We start from the raw sequence: 16,782 nt of genomic DNA, 5'->3' as shown, positions 1-16,782 counted from the left end.
GGCAGGACGCCCCCAGGACTTCTTGACCGTCAGCGGCAGCAGCCTCTTGCCGCTGTTGCTTACTTGTGGCCATGTGTCGAACTGGGGGCAGACAGTGCAGTCGAGACGTTCAGGCATCCGCCTTGGCCACGCCGATAGGGCAGGAAACGCCGGTCCCGCCCAGCCCGCAGTACCCGCCCGGATTTTTGGTGTCTGAAAGATACTGCTGGTGATAGGCCTCGGCCGGGTAGAAGGTGCGGCCCTCGGCGGGGAGGATCTCCGTGGTGATCGTGCCGTGGCCGGAGGAGGTCAGGACCTTCTGGTAGGAGGCCCGGGAGGCCTCGGCGGCGGCGGCCTGCTCGGGGGTGTGGGTGTAGACGGCGGAGCGGTACTGGGTGCCCACGTCGTTGCCCTGGCGGAAGCCCTGGGTCGGGTTGTGGGACTCCCAGAAGGTCTTCAGGAGCCGGTCGTAGGAGATCAGCTTCGGGTCGTAGACCACGCGGACGGCCTCCGTGTGGCCGGTCAGGCCCGAGCAGACCTCCTCGTAGGTGGGGTTCTCGGTGTAGCCGCCCTGGTAGCCGACCAGGGTCGTCCACACCCCCGCCGGGAGCTGCCAGAACTTGCGCTCGGCGCCCCAGAAGCAGCCCAGGCCGAAGTCGGCGACCTCCAAACCCTCGGGGTAGGGGCCCTGGAGGGGGTTGCCCAGGACGGTGTGGCGGTCGGGGACCTCGAACACAGGCGCGGGCCGGCCCTTGAGCGCCTGCTCGGGGGTGGGCAGCTGGGGCGTACGGCCGAAGAGCATGGGGTCTCCCTGTCGGTCTGAGGTGAGCCGTCCGCATGGTGCGCGGGCGGCACCCCGCACAACGTTTTGGGTGCCGCCCGAATTCCTCCGCCTCCCGCGCGCGGGAGGACCGTCAGGCCGCCGTCCCGGCCTCCACCGCCTGTGCCGCGGCGTTCCGGACGCGGCAGAAGTGCGCGGCCATCCCGTCGCCCCGGTAACGCCAAGGCAGCGCGTTCACATGGCCGTCGACCAGCTTGAACTGCTCCAGCGCGGCCTCGTTGCGCTCTTGCAGGTGCAGGTAGTACGCCAGCAGGTGGCGCAGCTCGGGCAGGCGCGGATGCGCGGGGTCGGCCGCGGCGGCGTCGGCGAGGCCGGCGTCCACCCGGGCCAGCATCTCGGGCGTGCGGTCGGCGGTGTTGTCCTCCGACTCGTCGTGCTCGAAGTGGACGATCAGCGGCAGGGCCGTCAGCAGACTCCCCAGGGGCGCCTCGGCCGCCGCCCGAGCGGCGAACTCGGTGGCCAGCCGCTCGGAACCCCGCCACTTCGCACACCAGTACTGCAGCGCCGAGAAGTGGGCCTCGTAGTGGTGCGGGGCGCGCGCGGTGACCTCCGCCCACAACCGGTCCATCTGGGAGTTCGGGTAGCCGAGGCCGAGCGCGACCCAGATCTCCGTGATGTACGGCGTCGGGTCGTCGGGGTTCAGGGCGGCGGCCCGCGCTATCTCCTCGCGGGAGCGCGCCAGCGTCCGGTGGAAGCCCTCGAACTGTTCCCCGGTCGTGTACTTGGCCCGCTTGGCGCCCCGCAGCTCCCAGGCGAGGATCACCGTGCTGCGGGCCCGGACGACGGCGGCGTCCGGGTCCTCGGGCCGCGCGGCCTCCCAGGCGAGCAGCCAGCCGTCCTCCTCCGCGGCCCGCTCGGCCAGCAGGTACGCGACCGCCGACCGGCGTTCCCAGTCCCGGCCGATGCCCTTCATCAGCTCGGCGGCCGGCTGCCAGGCACCGCCGCGCACCGCGCTCAGCGTGGTCTCCCAGTCGGCGGGCAGCGGCGCCGCGTACGTGGTGTTCTGCCGCTCGGCGGGCAGCAGTCCGAGCTTCTCGGCGGCCTCAGCGGCCTCGGTGTCGTCGTCGGGGCTCGGAGAGAAGAACTCCTTGAGGAACACCCAGGCCAGCCACAGCGCGAAGAGCAGTGTGGGGACGGCCAGGATGCCCAGGATCCACAGCAGGACGGTCATCGGGGGTCGGTCCGTTTCTCGGTTGTCGAAGGAGCGCGGGGGGACAGGGAGAGAAGGGGTACGTCAGGCGTTCTGCGGTGCCGGCGGCAGCAGTGCCCGCAGGGCGGCGGTGTCGGGGCGGTCGGCGAGCGCGGCGGCCACGGCGGCGTCGAGCACGGCCTCGGCACCACCGGCCTCCCCCTCGCCCCCTTCGTCCGCCACCGCGCCGGGCAGCCGGACGGACGCCGCCCGCGCCCAGGAGAACTCCCAGCGCAGCAGCGAGCGGGCGCTGAACTCGGCCAGCACCATCCGCCGCAGCGACTCCACCAGCACGGGGCGTACGAACTCGCGGAATGCCCGGCCCTTCGCCGCCGCCGCTTCGTCGGACAGCGGCAGCCGCTGGGCCAGCTGCCACAGCTGCCCGTCGTCGATCACCCTCAGCAGCGCGGGCAGCGTCGGCCGGTCCTTGGTGTAGAACGCCAGCGCCCGGTGCAGCGGGGTGTCGAGACGCGTGAGCCCCTCCGCCATCGAGGCGTCCAGCAGCTCCTGCCACGCGCCGGTGTGCCGGAACGCCCGCACCTCGTCCGTCAGGACCGTCTCCTCCAGCCCGACCAGGGTGCGCTCCGGGTCGGCGAGAAGGTCGAGCGCGGAGCCCTTGGCCTCCCCGGCGCGGCCGTCGGCGGGCAGTTCCTCGATCCGGCGGACCCGGTCGGCGATGGGCGGATGGGAGTCGTACGGCGAGGCGGGCTCGGTCGGCAGCCGGGTCCGCATCCGTACCAGCTCCAGTTCACGGGCGGTCAGCATCCGCCCGAAGCCGCCGAAGAACTCGCCGCGCGGCGGCAGCAGCCGGGTGGTGAGGCCCAGGGTGGCGTACGACTCCAGGTAGAAGTCGTAGGCGGCGGCGAGCACCGGTATCTCGCGCAGCGCCGAGGCGGTGGCGTCGCGCCCGGCGATCCGGGCGGCGGCCAGGTCGGCCGCGTACTCCTGGGCGCGGGCCGTGGACAGCGTGGCCCGCAGGTAGAACCGGGCGTAGCGGGTGTAGACCGCCGCCATCAGCCGGTACGTGATCCCGGAGCCGGAGGTGTCGACCTCCTTGGCCTTCTTGCCCTTCGCGATCCGCTGGGCGGCGGCCCGCTCCTGGCGGGCGCGCTCGTCGGCGGCCTTGTCGTCCGCCTTGGCGTGGAACTGCCCCACCACCCGGCCGATCTGCACCCGGCCGCGCACGACCAGCGCGGACAGCCGGGTGTCGCCGCCGGTGAAGTGCCCGTACTCGTGGGCCAGCACGGCGCGCAGCTGAGCCTCGCTCAGCCCGGTCAGCAGCGGTACGCCGAGGTAGAGCCGGCGCGGGCCGGGGCGCAGGCCGAGCAGCCGGGGCTGCTCGCTGACGGCCGCGTTGACGTCGCCGGTGAGCACGATCTCGTCGGGGGCGCGGGTGCCCGTGGCGTCCGCGAGCTCCCGGACCAGCGCCCACAGGCGCGGTTCGTCGGCCTCGGTCACCCCGAGGCCCGGCATGCGCTCGCTCTTCGGCGTGCGCAGCATGAACATGCCGCGCACGACGGGGACCGCCAGTACGACGGAGACGATCACGACCTTGCCGGCGACCGCGGTCGGCGCCCAGGCGAAGGCCGCCGTGCCGAGGGCGGCCAGCGCTCCGAGCAGGACGAGGCTCAGCAGATAGAAGCCGCACAGCAGGACGACGGCGCGCAGCGCGCGCAGAGCTGCACCCATTGGGCAGATCCCCCCACAGGACCCAGGAAAACGGACACGGAAGACGAACGGGCGGTACGTGCGTGGGGGGATGCGGAGTATGCCGTACCGCAGGTCAGGGCGGCAATTCCGGTCCGGTCGCGGTCAGCTGAGCAGCGTCGCCGGGGTGCCCCCGTTCGCCTCGTAGCCCGCCACCGCCAGGGCGCGGTGCAGGGCGAACTCGGCGGCCGGGTCGGCGGACAGGATCCAGGGGAGGGCGCCGACGTGGCCGTCGACGTGTATCAGCTCATTCATGGCCTCCGCCCAGCGCTCGGCGCGTACCAGGAAGAAGACCAGCAGGTGGCGGACGTGCGCCTGCATCGGCTCGTCGGGGCGCGCCGCGTGCACCGCGTGGAGCGCGCCGTGGATCGCCCTGGTCACGACCTCGCTCTGGTAGAAGCTGCTGACCAGGTTCACCTCGGGGAGGTGCTCGAAGACCGCGAACAGCGGCAGCGCGGCCAGCAGGGAGCCCTGCGGGGCGCGGGCCGCGGCGGCCTCGGCGAAGGAGTACGCCAGCTCGCGCGAGCCGTGCCACTTCTCGCACCAGTAGTGCAGGGCCGCGAGGTGGGCGCCCATGTGGGTGGGGGCGCGGTCCAGGATCTTCAGCCAGAGCTTCTCGAACTCCGGCTGCGAGTAGGCGAGCCCGCGGGCCACCGACAGTTCGACGATGTGCGGGACCGGGTCGCCGGGGGCCAGCAGCGCCGCCTGGGCGCAGGCCTCCCTGGCCTCCTCCATGATGATCCGGAAGTCGTCCGTGCCCGGCGTCGACGTACGCCACGCCTGCTGCACCAGGAACTCGGCGTGCACCGCCGCGCCGCCCGCGTCCTTGGGCTGCTCTGCCCGCCACACCCGCAGCCACTGCCCGCCGGGCGTCTCGTGCACCCCGCCGGGCCGCTGCTGCAGCTCCAGCGCCGCCGCGCCCGCGAAGGCCTGCACGCGCTGCCAGCGCGACTCGCCCTCCGTCTCGGTGCCGGCCAGCAGCTGCGCCGCCGCGTGGTAGTCCTGGGTGCGCTGCACCAGGTCCAGGACGTCCAGCAGGTCCTGGTCGGGGCCGGGCATCCGGATGTCCAGGTCCTCCTGGCGCACGAAGCCGTAGTCCGCCGGGTCGGCGGCGTCCGGGTGCTCCGGGGGCACCAGCTCGATCATCCCGCGCCTGCGCCGCAGCGTCGGGAGCAGGACGAAGCCCAGCATGAGCAGTGCCATCAGGACCCAAAGAATTGCCATGAGTCAAGCGAACCAGACGCCGCCGACAATTGGCCAACCCATGGGGCGTACCTGTGGAAAAACCGTCCGGCACCCCTGTGGAAAACCGGGGCCGGCCCGCGCCGGGCGTACAGGGAAAACCCTCCCGTCCGGCGCCCCGGGCTCCGCCGTCCGTCATCGACCGCGCGAGCGCACTACGCTCGGTCCCCATGAGCGACAGGCACATCAGTCAGCACTTCGAGACCCTCGCGATCCACGCGGGCAACACCGCCGACCCCCTGACCGGCGCGGTCGTCCCGCCGATCTACCAGGTCTCGACCTACAAGCAGGACGGCGTCGGGGGCCTGCGCGGCGGCTACGAGTACAGCCGCAGCGCCAACCCGACCAGGACGGCCCTGGAGGAGAATCTCGCCGCGCTGGAGGGCGGTCGCCGGGGCCTGGCGTTCGCGTCCGGGCTGGCGGCCGAGGACACCCTGTTGCGTACGCTGCTCAGCCCCGGCGACCACGTGGTCATCCCCAACGACGCGTACGGCGGCACGTTCCGCCTGTTCGCGAAGGTCGTCTCCCGGTGGGGGGTGGAGTGGTCGGTCGCCGACACCAGCGACCCGGCGGCCGTGCGGGCCGCCATCACCCCGAAGACCAAGGCCGTCTGGGTGGAGACCCCCTCCAACCCGCTGCTCGGCATCACCGACATCGCCGCCGTCGCCCAGGTCGCCCATGACGCGGGCGCCAGGCTCGTGGTGGACAACACCTTCGCCACGCCCTACCTCCAGCAGCCGCTCTCGCTCGGCGCGGACGTCGTCGTGCACTCCCTCACCAAGTACATGGGCGGCCACTCGGACGTGGTCGGCGGCGCGCTGATCACGGCGGACCAGGAGCTGGGCGAGGAGCTGGCGTACCACCAGAACGCGATGGGCGCGGTCGCCGGGCCCTTCGACTCCTGGCTGGTGCTGCGCGGCACCAAGACGCTGTCGGTGCGCATGGACCGGCACAGCGAGAACGCCACGAAGATCGCCGACATGCTGACCCGGCACGCGCGCGTGACGAGCGTCCTGTACCCGGGCCTGCCCGAGCACCCCGGTCACGAGGTCGCCGCCAAGCAGATGAGGACCTTCGGCGGCATGGTCTCCTTCCGGGTCACGGGCGGCGAGGAGGCGGCCGTCGAGGTGTGCAACCGCGCCAAGGTGTTCACCCTGGGCGAGTCCCTGGGCGGCGTCGAGTCGCTGATCGAGCACCCCGGGCGCATGACCCACGCGTCCGTGGCCGGCTCCGCCCTGGAGGTCCCCGCCGACCTGGTGCGCCTCTCCGTGGGCATCGAGAACATCGAGGACCTCCTGGAGGACCTCCAGCAGGCCCTGGGCTAGCCGGACCCCCGGGTCACCAGCCTGTCAGCGGTGGAGTCGTCCGGGACGGCGGCTCCACCCAGGGGCGGGCAGTCAGCGCCCAGACGGTGAAGGCCAGGCACGCGGCGCACAGCAGCAGCCACAGCAGGCGGCGGGCCGCGGTCCTGCGGCGCAGCAGGCGCCCGCCGCGCCGCACGGCCTCCCCGTACAGCTCCGGCGGCACCCGCGGCGGGGTCCGCTCCATGATCCGCCGCACGGTCGCCTCACGCTCGTACCGGTTCACGCGGGCCTCCCGTCACTCCATCGCGTATGACGGTCACGACGGCGCCACCTCCGCCCCCACCACCGTCGGTGACGGTCCCCGGGGCGGGTGCAGCACGGTCGCCGTCGCGCGGTCGCAGATGGTGTGGACCCGCTCCAGAGGCAGCCCGAGCAGGGCCGCCACCTGCTCCTCGGCCACCCCCTCGTACAGCCGCAGGACGAGGATCAGACGCTCCTGGGGCGTGAGGACGGCCAGCGGGCTGCGGGGGTGCGGGCGCGGGCGGGCGAAGCCGCCGTACTCGTGCCAGGCACCGCGGGCGAAGCGGGTGGCGAGGTACTGGCGGGCGCGGTCGTACGGGTCCTCGCCGCGCAGCCGGTCCCAGCACGCGTACGTGTGGGCGAGCGCCAGTGTCAGCAGGCGCCGCGCGCGGGGGTTGTCGTCCGGAGCCTCCCCGGTGAGCAGCGTCGCGGCATGCAGCAGCCGCCCGCCCGCGCCCGCGACGAACGCCTCGAACTCCCGGGCCCGGCGGGCATGTCGGAGCATCTGCCGTGCTCGCACCGCGCCTCCCCCCGCCTGCGGGGCCCTGCCGGTCCACGGATTGCGGCGACCGTGTGCGACGGGGACCCGGTCTCATATCAGGCCAGTGGCGGCCCGCGGTCAAGAGCCGTGCGGCACGCGCGTGTGCGGATGTGCCGCCATGGGGGGCGGCGGGAGGTCTCAGGAGGCCGTCGGCGTCTCCGGCGCCGGCACACCCTGGACGGTCATGCGCGCGGAGAGCGCGCCGTTGAAGCGCGTGAGGAGCGTGCAGAACGCCTCGCGCTCCTCCGGCGCCCAGTCGTGGGTCAGCTCGGCCATCAACTGGCGCCTGGACGAGCGGACTTCCTCCAGCCGGGACAGACCGCGCGGGGACAGCTGGAGCACCACCGCACGCCCGTCCTCGGGGTGCGAGGTGCGCTTGACGAGCCCGGTGTCCACGAGTGGAGCAACCTGCCGGGTGACCGTCGAGGAGTCGATCCCCATGCTCGCGGCGAGCGCCTTGACACCCATCGGTCCCTCTTTGTCGAGGCGGTTGAGCAGCAGGTACGCGGCGCGGTCCATGGAGTTGCGCACCTGCCCGACGCCGCCGAGCCGGGTCTGTTCGGCACGGCGGGCGAACACCGCGACCTCGTGCTGGAGGGTGTCGAGAAGACCGGGTTCACCGACGGTCGTCATGTCCATCGACATTTCAGGTGTTGTGGGCATGGCCGGGGGCTCACTTCATGAAAGGGGTGCCAGGATGGGGGACAGGGTACGCGGCTGGGGGGCAGGCCGTACGGGCGCTGAGCAAACCGGTCTCGGAGCTTGGTCACACCAGTCGCATACGACTGTGAACTGCGAGACTGGAGTCATGAGCTACAGCGCGGCTGACCACTTGCTGCCCGTAACCCTCGACGACGTGCGCGGTGCCCAGAAGATGCTCTCGGGGGTGGCGCGGGTGACCGCGATGGAGGGCAGCCGGCACCTCTCCCAGCTGGTCTCCGCTCCGGTGCACCTGAAGTGCGAGAACCTCCAGCGGACGGGTTCGTTCAAGCTGCGCGGCGCGTACGTCCGGATCGCCGGCCTGCTGCCCGAGGAGCGGGCCGCCGGAGTGGTGGCGGCGAGCGCCGGGAACCACGCGCAGGGCGTGGCGCTGGCCTCCGCGCTGCTCGGGGTGCACGCCACCGTGTTCATGCCGAAGGGCGCCCCGCTGCCCAAGATCAGCGCCACCCGGGACTACGGCGCCGAGGTGCGCCTGCACGGCCAGGTGGTCGACGAGACCCTGGCCGCCGCCCAGGAGTACGCGGCCGAGACCGGCGCGGTGTTCATCCACCCCTTCGACCACCCGGACATCATCGCGGGGCAGGGCACGGTCGGCCTGGAGATCCTGGAGCAGTGCCCGGAGGTGCGCACGATCGTCGTCGGGATCGGCGGCGGCGGGCTCGCGGCCGGTATCGCGGTGGCGGTGAAGGCGCTGCGGCCGGACGTGCGGATCGTCGGCGTGCAGGCGGAGGGCTCGGCGGCGTACCCGCCCTCGCTGGCGGCCGGCCGCCCGGTGGCGATCGAGAACCCGGCGACGATGGCCGACGGCATCAAGGTCGGGCGGCCCGGCGACGTGCCGTTCGGGATCATCGGCGACCTGGTCGACGAGGTCCGCACGGTCAGCGAGGACGAGCTGTCCGCCGCGCTGCTGCTGTGCCTGGAGCGGGCCAAGCTGGTGGTGGAGCCGGCGGGCGCCAGCCCGGTCGCCGCGCTGCTGAGCGAGCCGGGCGGTTTCGAGGGGCCGGTCGTCGCGGTGCTCTCCGGCGGCAACGTCGACCCGGTGCTGATGCAGCGCGTCCTGCGGCACGGCATGGCCGCGCAGGGCCGCTACCTGGCCGTTCGTCTTCGCCTGACCGACCGTCCCGGCGCCCTCGCCACGCTCCTCGGGGCGTTGTCAGTGGTGGACGCTAACGTCCTCGACGTGAGCCATGTACGGACCGACCCGCGGCTCGGGCTCACGGAGGCGGAGGTGGAGCTGCACCTCGAGACGAAGGGCCCGGCGCACTGCGTCGAGGTCGGCCAGGCGTTGCGCGAGGCGGGCTACACGGTCATCGACTGAGGCGCCGACCGGTCCTGAACCAGGGGTCACTCGTTCGGGTAACTGCATTGTGAGACGCGATACATCGCGTTACTGTGTGTCCGCCGGTCGACGCCGCGTCCTGTCGTGGGCACGGAAATCACAGGCGGAAACCGGCGCACCTACCTAGCCTTTCCGAAGAACCCCCGACGACGTGGAGACTCATATGCCAGGTGCCATCCATGCCGAAGGCCTGGTGAAGACCTTCGGCGACGTAAAGGCACTGGACGGCGTCGACCTCGACGTGCCCCAAGGCACGGTCCTCGGCCTGCTCGGGCCGAACGGCGCGGGCAAGACGACGACCGTCCGCTGTCTGACCACCCTGCTCCGCCCCGACCGCGGCCGGGCGGTCGTCGCAGGTATCGACGTCCTCAAGCATCCCGACGCCGTACGCCGCTCCATCGGCCTCTCGGGGCAGTTCGCGGCGGTCGACGAATACCTCACCGGCCGCGAGAACCTGCAGATGGTCGGCCGGCTCTACCAGATGAGGGCCAAGGCGGCGAAGGTCCGCGCGGAGGAACTGCTGGAGCAGTTCAACCTCACGGACGCCGCCGACCGGTCCGCCAAGACCTACTCCGGGGGCATGCGCCGCCGACTCGACCTCGCGGCGGCCCTCGTCGTCTCACCGCCCGTGATGTTCATGGACGAGCCGACGACCGGACTCGACCCGCGCAACCGGCAGCAGCTCTGGGAGGTCATCAAACAGCTGGTCTCCGGAGGGACGACCCTGCTGCTCACCACCCAGTACCTGGAAGAGGCCGACCACCTCGCCCACGAGATCGCGGTCGTCGACCAGGGCCGCGTCATCGCCAAGGGCACCTCCGACCAGCTCAAGGCCCGCACCGGCGGCGAGCGCGTCGAGGTCGTGGTGCACGAGCGCGAGCGCATACCGGCCGCGGCCGAGGTGCTGAGCGGCTTCGGCAAGGGCGACACCACGGTCGAGGAGCACACCCGCAAGCTCACCGTGCCCGTCACCGGCGGTGCCAAGCTGCTCGCCGAGGTCATCCGAGAACTGGACACCCGCGGCATCGAGATCGACGACATCGGGCTGCGCCGCCCCACCCTCGACGACGTCTTCCTGTCCCTGACGGGACACGCCGCCGAGGAGACCGAGGAGGTCGTGAAATGAGTGCCGCCACCGACGCACCGCGGGTCACGGCTCCGGGCAACCCCGTCAGCCAGTCCATACGCGACTCGCTGATCGTCGCCCAGCGGAACCTGATCCGCATGTCCAGAATCCCCGAGATGGTCATTTTCGGGCTGATCCAGCCGATCATGTTCGTGGTGCTGTTCACCTACGTCTTCGGCGGCTCCATGCAGATCGGCGGCAGCACCAGCGCGACCGCCTACAAGAACTTCCTGATGGCCGGCATCTTCGCGCAGGCCGTCACCTTCGCCACCGCCAGCTCCGGTGCGGGCATCGCCGACGACATGCACAAGGGGCTCATCGACCGCTTCCGCTCGCTGCCCATGGCGCGCGGCGCGGTGCTGACCGGGCGCACGCTCGCCGACCTGGTCCAGACGGCGCTGACCCTGTTCGTCCTCGCGGTCGTCGCCCTGCTGGTCGGCTGGCGCGTCGGAACGGTGGGGGACACCAACGCCCTCAAGGTCCTGGCCGCCTTCGGCCTGCTGCTTCTGCTCGGGTACGCGTTCACCTGGATCGGCGCCCTGATCGGCCTGTCCGTGCGTACCCCCGAGGCGGCCACCTCCGGCGGGCTGATCTGGCTCTTCCCGGTGACCTTCATATCCAACGCGTTCGTCGACACCGGCAACATGACCCCGTGGCTGCGCCATGTCGCGGAGTGGAACCCGTTCAGCGCCACCGTCCAGGCGGCCCGGGTCCTGTTCGCCAACGCGCCCAAGTCGGCGTCGGACGCCTGGCCCATGCAGCACCCGGTGTGGGCCTCGCTGATCTACTCGGTCCTGATCATCCTGCTGTTCCGGACGCTGGCGGTCCGCAAGTACCGCTCGGCGACGGCATGACGAAGCCCCCGGCGTCGCATGGACGCCGGGGGCCGGTCAGGGACTGCGGGGCGGGCCGGGCTGAAGCCTCTCAGCCCGAGTACGGCTCGGCCTTCAGGATCCGCACCGAGGCCTTCTTGCCGTTGGGCAGCTCGTACTCCGCGTCCTCGCCGACCTTGTGGCCGATGACGCCGGTGCCCAGCGGGGACTGCGGTGAGTAGGTCTCGATGTCGGCGCTCGCGTACTCGCGCGAGGCGAGCAGGAACGTCATGGTGTCGTCCTCGTCACCGTCGAAGGCGATCGTCACGACCATGCCGGGCGCGACCGCACCGTCGGTCGAGACCGGAGCCTCGCCGACCTTGGCGTTCTCCAGGAGCTGGGTCAGCTGGCGCACACGGAGCTCCTGCTTGCCCTGCTCCTCCTTGGCCGCGTGGTACCCGCCGTTCTCCCGCAGGTCGCCCTCCTCGCGCGCGGCCGCGATCTTGGCGGCGATCTCGGTGCGCGCAGGACCAGTAAGGTACTCAAGCTCATCCTTGAGCTTGTTGTACGCCTCCTGGGTCAGCCAGGTGACGTTCTCGCTGGTCTGGGTCACAGGTGCTCCTCGTCGGTACTGGGAATACAAAGCATCGCCCTACCCAGAAGATGGATCCTCCATGGATGGGCGAAACCACGAGCCTAACAATTCAACGGCTGAAGGGGGAGGACATAAGCCATCAGAATCACATCAACGCAGGTCAGCGACTACGTATTCCGGCTGAGGTCAGTCGGCGTGGCAGCCGAGCAGCTCGGCCGTGGTGCCCTTGGACATCGTACGCAGCGTGACGACCGTGTCGATGCTCGTGGCGGAACCGGAGAAGCGGAAGTCCGCCCGGCCCACCTCGTCGCCGTCGGCGGCCTGGGAACGCAGGGTGCAGTAGCCGGAGGCGCCGGAGTCCTTGTGGACCTCCAGATGGGCCTTGACCGCGTGGTCCGAGGCCTCGAAGGCGACCACCTGGGCGCTGATCTCGTTCTGGCCGACGTAGTGGTAGGCGAAGTAGCCGACCAGCGCCAGCAGGACCGTGCCGAGGACCACCGCTGCGGCCTTGAGCCTGCGGTCGGCACGCTCGTCCGAGGAACGGCCGTAGCGCCCCTCGGGCAGCCGCGTGCTCGCCGTGCTCATGATCGTCCTCTCGGCAGGGGAGGGACAGGGGTCCCGAAAGGGGCTCCCAGGGCGGGGCCCCGGAATTATTCGCCTCCCGATTCGGTCACTATAGAAGCCGCCGATCGCGCCGACACACACCGGGCGCCGACTTAACCGAGGATCGAGTCTTGACTGACCAACTGCGACTGATGGCCGTCCACGCGCACCCCGACGACGAGTCGAGCAAGGGCGCGGCCACCATGGCGAAGTACGTCTCGGAGGGGGTGGACGTGCTGGTGGTGACCTGCACCGGCGGGGAGCGGGGCTCCATCCTCAACCCGAAGCTGCAGGGCGACAAGTACATCGAGGAGCACATCCACGAGGTACGCAAGAAGGAGATGGACGAGGCCCGCGAGATCCTCGGCGTCAAGCAGGAGTGGCTCGGTTTCGTCGACTCCGGCCTGCCCGAGGGCGACCCGCTGCCCCCGCTGCCCGAGGGCTGCTTCGCCCTCGAGGACGTCGACAAGGCGGCCGGCGAGCTGGTGAAGCAGATCCGCTCCTTCCGTCCCCAGGTGATCACCACCTACGACGAGAACGGCGGCTACCCGCACCCCGACCACATCATGACCCACAAGATCTCGATGGTGGCGTTCGAGGGCGCGGCGGACACCGAGAAATACCCGGAGGCCGAGTTCGGCCCGGCGTACCAGCCGCAGAAGCTGTACTACAACCAGGGCTTCAACCGCCCGCGCACCGAGGCCCTGCACAAGGCGATGCTCGACCGTGGCCTGGAGTCCCCCTACGGCGAGTGGCTCAAGCGCTGGAACGAGATCCAGCGCAAGGAACGCGTGCTCACCACCCACATCCCGTGCGCCGACTTCTTCGAGATCCGCGACAAGGCGCTGATCGCCCACGCCACGCAGATCGACCCCGACGGCGGCTGGTTCCGGGTGCCGATGGACGTGCAGAAGGAGGTCTGGCCGACGGAGGAGTACGAGCTGGCGAAATCCCTCGTCGATACCTCCCTCCCCGAGGACGACCTCTTTGCGGGCATCCGCGACAATGCCTGACATGAGCGCGAGCCTGGCACTGACGAACCTCGTCCCCCTCGCCAAGGAGGTCGACCAGAACAAGGTCACCCCCGGCGTCCTCGGCTTCATCGTCTTCGCGGTGATGGCCGTCGCGGTGTGGGGCCTGATGAAGTCCATGAACAAGCACATGCAGAAGGTCGACTTCAAGGAGGCGGCGGACCCGGAGGCGGAGTCCGCCCCCGCCCCCGCCGACCCGAAGCCGCAGCGGGGCTGACCGGGGTTCACTCCCGGGCCGGGTGGCCGGCCGGCACCGGGACGCCCATCACCTCACGGGCGTGCCGGTCCGGCACCATGCCCAGCCGCCATGCCTGCCAGCCCGCCTCCAGGTCGACCCCGCGTTCGAGGAGCAGCTGGTACGCCCCGGCGTAGTCGTCCAGCTTCTCGTCCCGGGCCGGATGGCCGGCCCGGGCGAGCTGGACCAGCTCCTCCTGGGCCACCGCCGTGCCCACCTCCACACCGCCGGGCGCCGCGTACGGCAGCAGGGTGCAGCGCAGGAAACGGGCCCAGTCCTCGCCGCGGCGGTCGCCGTAGGAGGTGAACAGCCCGAGCGCCTCGTCGCACAGGGCCAGGGCCTGCTGGGTGCGGGCGTTGCCCGCGTCGACGACCGCCAGTTCCAGGCAGGTCCAGGCCTCGCCATGGGACACGCCGATGCGCTGGAAGTCGGCGCGGGCGTCGACCAGCAGCTGGCGGGCGAACCCGGAGTTGCGCAGGGAACCGGTCTGGGCGGCACGCTGGTCGCGGGTGACACGGGCCGAGTGGTGGCGGGCGCAGGCCAATCCGTACACATCCCGTATCCGGGAGAACATCGTGCGGGAGCGCTCCAGCTCGCGGACCGCCTGGTCCAGGTTGCCGGTCTCCTCCAGCGCCTGGCCCAGGTAGTACACCGTCCAGGCCTCGCCGCGCGCGTCCTCGTTCTCCCGGTGCCGGGCGGACGCCTGCCGCAGGCCCTCCACCGCCGGGGACGCGTCACCGTCGACCAGCCGGGCCCGGGCCAGCTGGGTCAGGGCCCAGGCCTCGCCGCGGGCGTCGCGGGTGCGGCCGTACCGGTCGAGGGCGGCCCGCAGCTCCGTATCCGCGCGCGGCACGTCACCCATGCGCAGCGCCAGCTGGCCGAGCTGGAAGTGGGCCCAGGCCTCCCCGTGCACCGAGCCGCCCTCGCGGTGCAGCACCAGCGAGCGGGCGAGCAGGTCCACAGCCTCCACGAGACGCGCGCGGTCACGCTGGACGGCGGCCAGCGCGTGCATCGTCCAGGCGCGGTCCGTGGCCAGCTCGGGGGCCGCCTGAAGGTCCAGGGCCTCCTGGAGCTTGGCCGCCGCCTCCGTGAGGTTGCCCTGATGGTGCAGGGTGATGCCGAGCGAGCACAGGGCGCGGGCGGCACCCGCGTCGTGGTGGGCCTCCAGGTAGAGGTCGACCACGGACGTCAGGGTGGTGCGCGCCTTGTCCAGTTCGCCGAGCTGGCGGGCCGCGATGCCGGTGCGCCACTGCACGGAACGGACCAGCAGGCCCTGGTCGACCGCCTGGGCCAGCTCGCTGATCTCGCCGAGGCGGTAGAGGTCGCCGCGCAGCAGGCAGTAGTCGCACAGGGCGCCGAGCAGGTTCAGCACGGCCGACTGGTTCACGCCCTCCGCCTGGCGCAGGGCCGCCGTGATGAAGCTCGACTCGTCGTCCAGCCAGCGCAGCGCCTCGTCGAGGGAGGTGAAACCGTGCGGGCCGAAGCGGTCCGAGCGGGTGGACATGTTGCCGTCGACCAGGCGCAGGACGGAGTCGGCGAGCTCCCCGTAGTTCACGATCAGGCGTTCCTGCGCCGCCGTCCGTTCGGCCGGGTCCTCCTCGTCCAGCAGACGGGCGTGGGCGAAGACCCGCACCAGGTCGTGCAGCCGGTAGCGGTTGCCGCGGACGTGGTCGATCAGGCCGGCCCGTGCGAGCGCCGCCAGATGACGGGTGGCCTCCGCCTCGTCGGTGGCGAGCAGCGCGGCGGCAGCGGCGGCGCCGAGGGAGGCGCGGCCGGCCAGCGCCAGCCGTCTCAGCAGCCGCCGCGCCGGCTCCGACTGATCGGTGTACCGCAGCCACAGCACCCGCTCGACCGGCTCCACCGGTCCGTACGCGGCCAGGTCCGTGGCCAGTTGGCGGGGCGAGCGCGGGCCGAGGGAGGAGCCCGCGATGCGCAGCGCCAGCGGCAGCCCGCCGCACAGCTCCCGGACCCGGTCGCCGGACTGGGCGTCGTAGGGCCCCGAGGCGTCCTGCGCGGCGGCGGCGCCCAGCAGTTCGTCCGCGCCCGCCGCGTCCAGGGCCTCGACCGGGAGCTGGTGCACCCAGGCCCGGAGGTCCGCGGGCAGGTCGAGGGGGGCGCGGGCGGTGACCACCACCAGGCTGTCGGAGCGGTCGGGGACGAGGGCGCGGACCTGCTCGGCGTCCGAGGCGTCGTCCAGCACGATCGTCACCGGCAGGCCCGTCAGATGCTGGTGGTACAGCTCGCTCAGCCGCTTGACCTGCTGGTCGGGGGAGGAGCGCTCGCGGAACAGCAGCTGCTCCCGGGGCGCGCCCAGCCGGTTGAGCAGATGCAGCAGCGCGTCCCGGGTGGGCAGCGGCGGCTCCTGGCTGTCACCGCGCAGGTCGACGACGACCGCGCCGCGGAAGTGGTCCTTCAGATCGTGCGTGGCACGCACCGCGAGCGTCGTACGGCCGGAGCCGGGCGCCCCGTACAGGACGACCACCGTCGGCCGGGTCTCGGTGGTCGCGCGGGCCGCCTGCACCCACTGCCGGATCCGGGCCATCTCCTGCCGCCGCCCCGCGAACGGGCCTTCGGGATCGGGGAGTTGACCGAAGGACTGCTCCAGCACCGTACGCCTGCGGGCCGCCGCGCTCTTGTCCGAACCGCGCAGCTGGGGCCCTGATTTCTTGGGACCCGTGGAGGCGCTGAGCACCCGCTGCTGGTCGAGGAAGGGACGGATGCCCCGCACCTCCAGCGCCGTCAGCCACTGCAGGCGCAGTTGCTCGGGGCCGCCGGGCTGACCGACCGCGCCGGCCCGGTGGTGGGCGGCGGGCAGATGGGAGCCGGCCACCTTCACCACGGTGGCCGCCGCGCCCACGACGCCGACGGTGACGCCCGCGCCGAACGCGATGCCCGCGCCGGTGCCGAGGGAGAGGTCGGCCACGGTGGCCGCCACCGCCGCGACTCCCGCCACCAGCAGGGGAGTACCGGCACCCTCGCGCGCGTACCGCTGGCCGAAGGTGAGCCGGCCGGCCTCCGCCTCGTCGAGGGCGTGGGTGTAGGCCTCGTACTCCTCGGCGGCCTTCTGGGCCATCGTGTCGAGCGCGCCACGCGCCCGCGACAGCAGCACCTGTCCGTCGACGCGCCCGCCCGAGCGCCGTACCTCCTCCTCCACGGCCCGCACCACCAGCCGCTCCGCCTCCGCCCGATGGCCGTCCCGCATGTCCCGTCCCCCTCCG

General features: G+C 72.0%; 16 protein-coding genes. 6 read left to right on the top strand and 10 right to left on the bottom strand.

What is annotated here, in order from left to right:
• Window positions 1-109: 109 nt before the first annotated feature.
• The 4 genes from msrA to ACZ7L0_RS06555 form a co-directional block, all read right to left on the bottom strand.
• On the bottom strand, window positions 110-781 hold the full coding sequence (gene msrA / locus ACZ7L0_RS06570) for a peptide-methionine (S)-S-oxide reductase MsrA (RefSeq protein WP_471241307.1): 672 nt from the start codon (window positions 779-781) through the stop codon (window positions 110-112).
• 112 nt (window positions 782-893) lie between these two features.
• Window positions 894-1,991, bottom strand: a complete 1,098-nt coding sequence (locus ACZ7L0_RS06565; protein ID WP_471241306.1) for a hypothetical protein — start codon at window positions 1,989-1,991, stop codon at window positions 894-896.
• A gap of 63 nt (window positions 1,992-2,054) precedes the next feature.
• Complete coding sequence (locus tag ACZ7L0_RS06560; RefSeq protein ID WP_471241305.1) at window positions 2,055-3,698, bottom strand: M48 family metalloprotease; 1,644 nt, start codon at window positions 3,696-3,698, stop codon at window positions 2,055-2,057.
• Window positions 3,699-3,821: 123 nt separating this feature from the next.
• On the bottom strand, window positions 3,822-4,940 hold the full coding sequence (locus tag ACZ7L0_RS06555; protein WP_471241304.1) for a hypothetical protein: 1,119 nt from the start codon (window positions 4,938-4,940) through the stop codon (window positions 3,822-3,824).
• A gap of 188 nt (window positions 4,941-5,128) precedes the next feature.
• Between ACZ7L0_RS06555 and ACZ7L0_RS06550 the strand changes: the two genes are divergently transcribed.
• Entirely contained in the window at window positions 5,129-6,283 is a 1,155-nt protein-coding gene (locus tag ACZ7L0_RS06550; RefSeq protein ID WP_471241303.1) for a cystathionine gamma-synthase, read from the top strand.
• 13 nt (window positions 6,284-6,296) lie between these two features.
• Here the strand turns inward: ACZ7L0_RS06550 and ACZ7L0_RS06545 are convergent, their stop codons facing one another.
• The 3 genes from ACZ7L0_RS06545 to ACZ7L0_RS06535 form a co-directional block, all read right to left on the bottom strand.
• Window positions 6,297-6,545, bottom strand: a complete 249-nt coding sequence (locus ACZ7L0_RS06545) for a hypothetical protein (RefSeq protein WP_471241302.1) — start codon at window positions 6,543-6,545, stop codon at window positions 6,297-6,299.
• A gap of 33 nt (window positions 6,546-6,578) precedes the next feature.
• Window positions 6,579-7,067 (bottom strand): sigma factor-like helix-turn-helix DNA-binding protein, encoded by a 489-nt coding sequence (locus tag ACZ7L0_RS06540; protein ID WP_471241301.1) that lies wholly within the window; start codon window positions 7,065-7,067, stop codon window positions 6,579-6,581.
• A 174-nt stretch (window positions 7,068-7,241) separates the two neighbouring features.
• Window positions 7,242-7,748: a MarR family winged helix-turn-helix transcriptional regulator gene (locus ACZ7L0_RS06535; protein WP_471241300.1), complete on the bottom strand. Its 507-nt coding sequence runs from the start codon at window positions 7,746-7,748 to the stop codon at window positions 7,242-7,244.
• 163 nt (window positions 7,749-7,911) lie between these two features.
• Here ACZ7L0_RS06535 and ilvA point away from each other — a divergent pair, with 163 nt between their 5' ends.
• From ilvA to ACZ7L0_RS06520, 3 genes are all read left to right on the top strand, one after another.
• Window positions 7,912-9,141, top strand: a complete 1,230-nt coding sequence (gene ilvA / locus ACZ7L0_RS06530) for a threonine ammonia-lyase (RefSeq protein WP_471241299.1) — start codon at window positions 7,912-7,914, stop codon at window positions 9,139-9,141.
• Between the two features lie 184 nt (window positions 9,142-9,325).
• Window positions 9,326-10,288: an ATP-binding cassette domain-containing protein gene (locus ACZ7L0_RS06525; protein WP_471241298.1), complete on the top strand. Its 963-nt coding sequence runs from the start codon at window positions 9,326-9,328 to the stop codon at window positions 10,286-10,288.
• Complete coding sequence (locus ACZ7L0_RS06520) at window positions 10,285-11,142, top strand: ABC transporter permease (protein WP_471241297.1); 858 nt, start codon at window positions 10,285-10,287, stop codon at window positions 11,140-11,142. The genes ACZ7L0_RS06525 and ACZ7L0_RS06520 overlap by 4 nt, the downstream gene beginning before the upstream one ends.
• Before the next feature lie 70 nt (window positions 11,143-11,212).
• Here the strand turns inward: ACZ7L0_RS06520 and greA are convergent, their stop codons facing one another.
• Both greA and ACZ7L0_RS06510 read right to left on the bottom strand, forming a co-directional pair.
• Entirely contained in the window at window positions 11,213-11,713 is a 501-nt protein-coding gene (greA, locus tag ACZ7L0_RS06515) for a transcription elongation factor GreA (protein WP_471241296.1), read from the bottom strand.
• 168 nt (window positions 11,714-11,881) lie between these two features.
• A complete protein-coding gene (locus tag ACZ7L0_RS06510; protein ID WP_471241295.1) occupies window positions 11,882-12,280 on the bottom strand; it encodes a DUF4307 domain-containing protein in 399 nt (132 codons plus the stop codon).
• A 149-nt stretch (window positions 12,281-12,429) separates the two neighbouring features.
• Here ACZ7L0_RS06510 and mca point away from each other — a divergent pair, with 149 nt between their 5' ends.
• Window positions 12,430-13,311, top strand: coding sequence for a mycothiol conjugate amidase Mca (mca, locus tag ACZ7L0_RS06505; RefSeq protein WP_471241294.1), 882 nt, complete (start codon window positions 12,430-12,432; stop codon window positions 13,309-13,311).
• 1 nt (window position 13,312) lies between these two features.
• Complete coding sequence (locus ACZ7L0_RS06500) at window positions 13,313-13,546, top strand: hypothetical protein (protein ID WP_471241293.1); 234 nt, start codon at window positions 13,313-13,315, stop codon at window positions 13,544-13,546.
• 7 nt (window positions 13,547-13,553) lie between these two features.
• Here the strand turns inward: ACZ7L0_RS06500 and ACZ7L0_RS06495 are convergent, their stop codons facing one another.
• Window positions 13,554-16,766 carry a tetratricopeptide repeat protein gene (locus ACZ7L0_RS06495; RefSeq protein ID WP_471241292.1) on the bottom strand — a complete coding sequence of 1,071 codons (3,213 nt, stop codon included), beginning with the start codon at window positions 16,764-16,766 and terminating at the stop codon, window positions 13,554-13,556.
• Window positions 16,767-16,782 lie beyond the last annotated feature (16 nt).

The organism is Streptomyces sp. NPDC039424 (assembly GCF_055639495.1).
The sequence above is the reverse complement of the archived record's forward strand: the minus strand, read 5'-3'. Positions and strand labels throughout refer to the sequence as shown.

What these genes read in the sequence shown, in the direction of transcription:
- msrA (WP_471241307.1), bottom strand. Translation starts at nt 781, where the DNA reads ATGCTCTTCGGCCGTACGCCCCAGCTGCCCACCCCCGAGCAGGCGCTC.
- ACZ7L0_RS06565 (WP_471241306.1), bottom strand. Translation starts at nt 1,991, where the DNA reads ATGACCGTCCTGCTGTGGATCCTGGGCATCCTGGCCGTCCCCACACTG.
- ACZ7L0_RS06560 (WP_471241305.1), bottom strand. Translation starts at nt 3,698, where the DNA reads ATGGGTGCAGCTCTGCGCGCGCTGCGCGCCGTCGTCCTGCTGTGCGGC.
- ACZ7L0_RS06555 (WP_471241304.1), bottom strand. Translation starts at nt 4,940, where the DNA reads ATGGCAATTCTTTGGGTCCTGATGGCACTGCTCATGCTGGGCTTCGTC.
- ACZ7L0_RS06550 (WP_471241303.1), top strand. Translation starts at nt 5,129, where the DNA reads ATGAGCGACAGGCACATCAGTCAGCACTTCGAGACCCTCGCGATCCAC.
- ACZ7L0_RS06540 (WP_471241301.1), bottom strand. Translation starts at nt 7,067, where the DNA reads ATGCTCCGACATGCCCGCCGGGCCCGGGAGTTCGAGGCGTTCGTCGCG.
- ACZ7L0_RS06535 (WP_471241300.1), bottom strand. Translation starts at nt 7,748, where the DNA reads ATGTCGATGGACATGACGACCGTCGGTGAACCCGGTCTTCTCGACACC.
- ilvA (WP_471241299.1), top strand. Translation starts at nt 7,912, where the DNA reads ATGAGCTACAGCGCGGCTGACCACTTGCTGCCCGTAACCCTCGACGAC.
- ACZ7L0_RS06525 (WP_471241298.1), top strand. Translation starts at nt 9,326, where the DNA reads ATGCCAGGTGCCATCCATGCCGAAGGCCTGGTGAAGACCTTCGGCGAC.
- ACZ7L0_RS06520 (WP_471241297.1), top strand. Translation starts at nt 10,285, where the DNA reads ATGAGTGCCGCCACCGACGCACCGCGGGTCACGGCTCCGGGCAACCCC.
- ACZ7L0_RS06510 (WP_471241295.1), bottom strand. Translation starts at nt 12,280, where the DNA reads ATGAGCACGGCGAGCACGCGGCTGCCCGAGGGGCGCTACGGCCGTTCC.
- ACZ7L0_RS06500 (WP_471241293.1), top strand. Translation starts at nt 13,313, where the DNA reads ATGAGCGCGAGCCTGGCACTGACGAACCTCGTCCCCCTCGCCAAGGAG.
- ACZ7L0_RS06495 (WP_471241292.1), bottom strand. Translation starts at nt 16,766, where the DNA reads ATGCGGGACGGCCATCGGGCGGAGGCGGAGCGGCTGGTGGTGCGGGCC.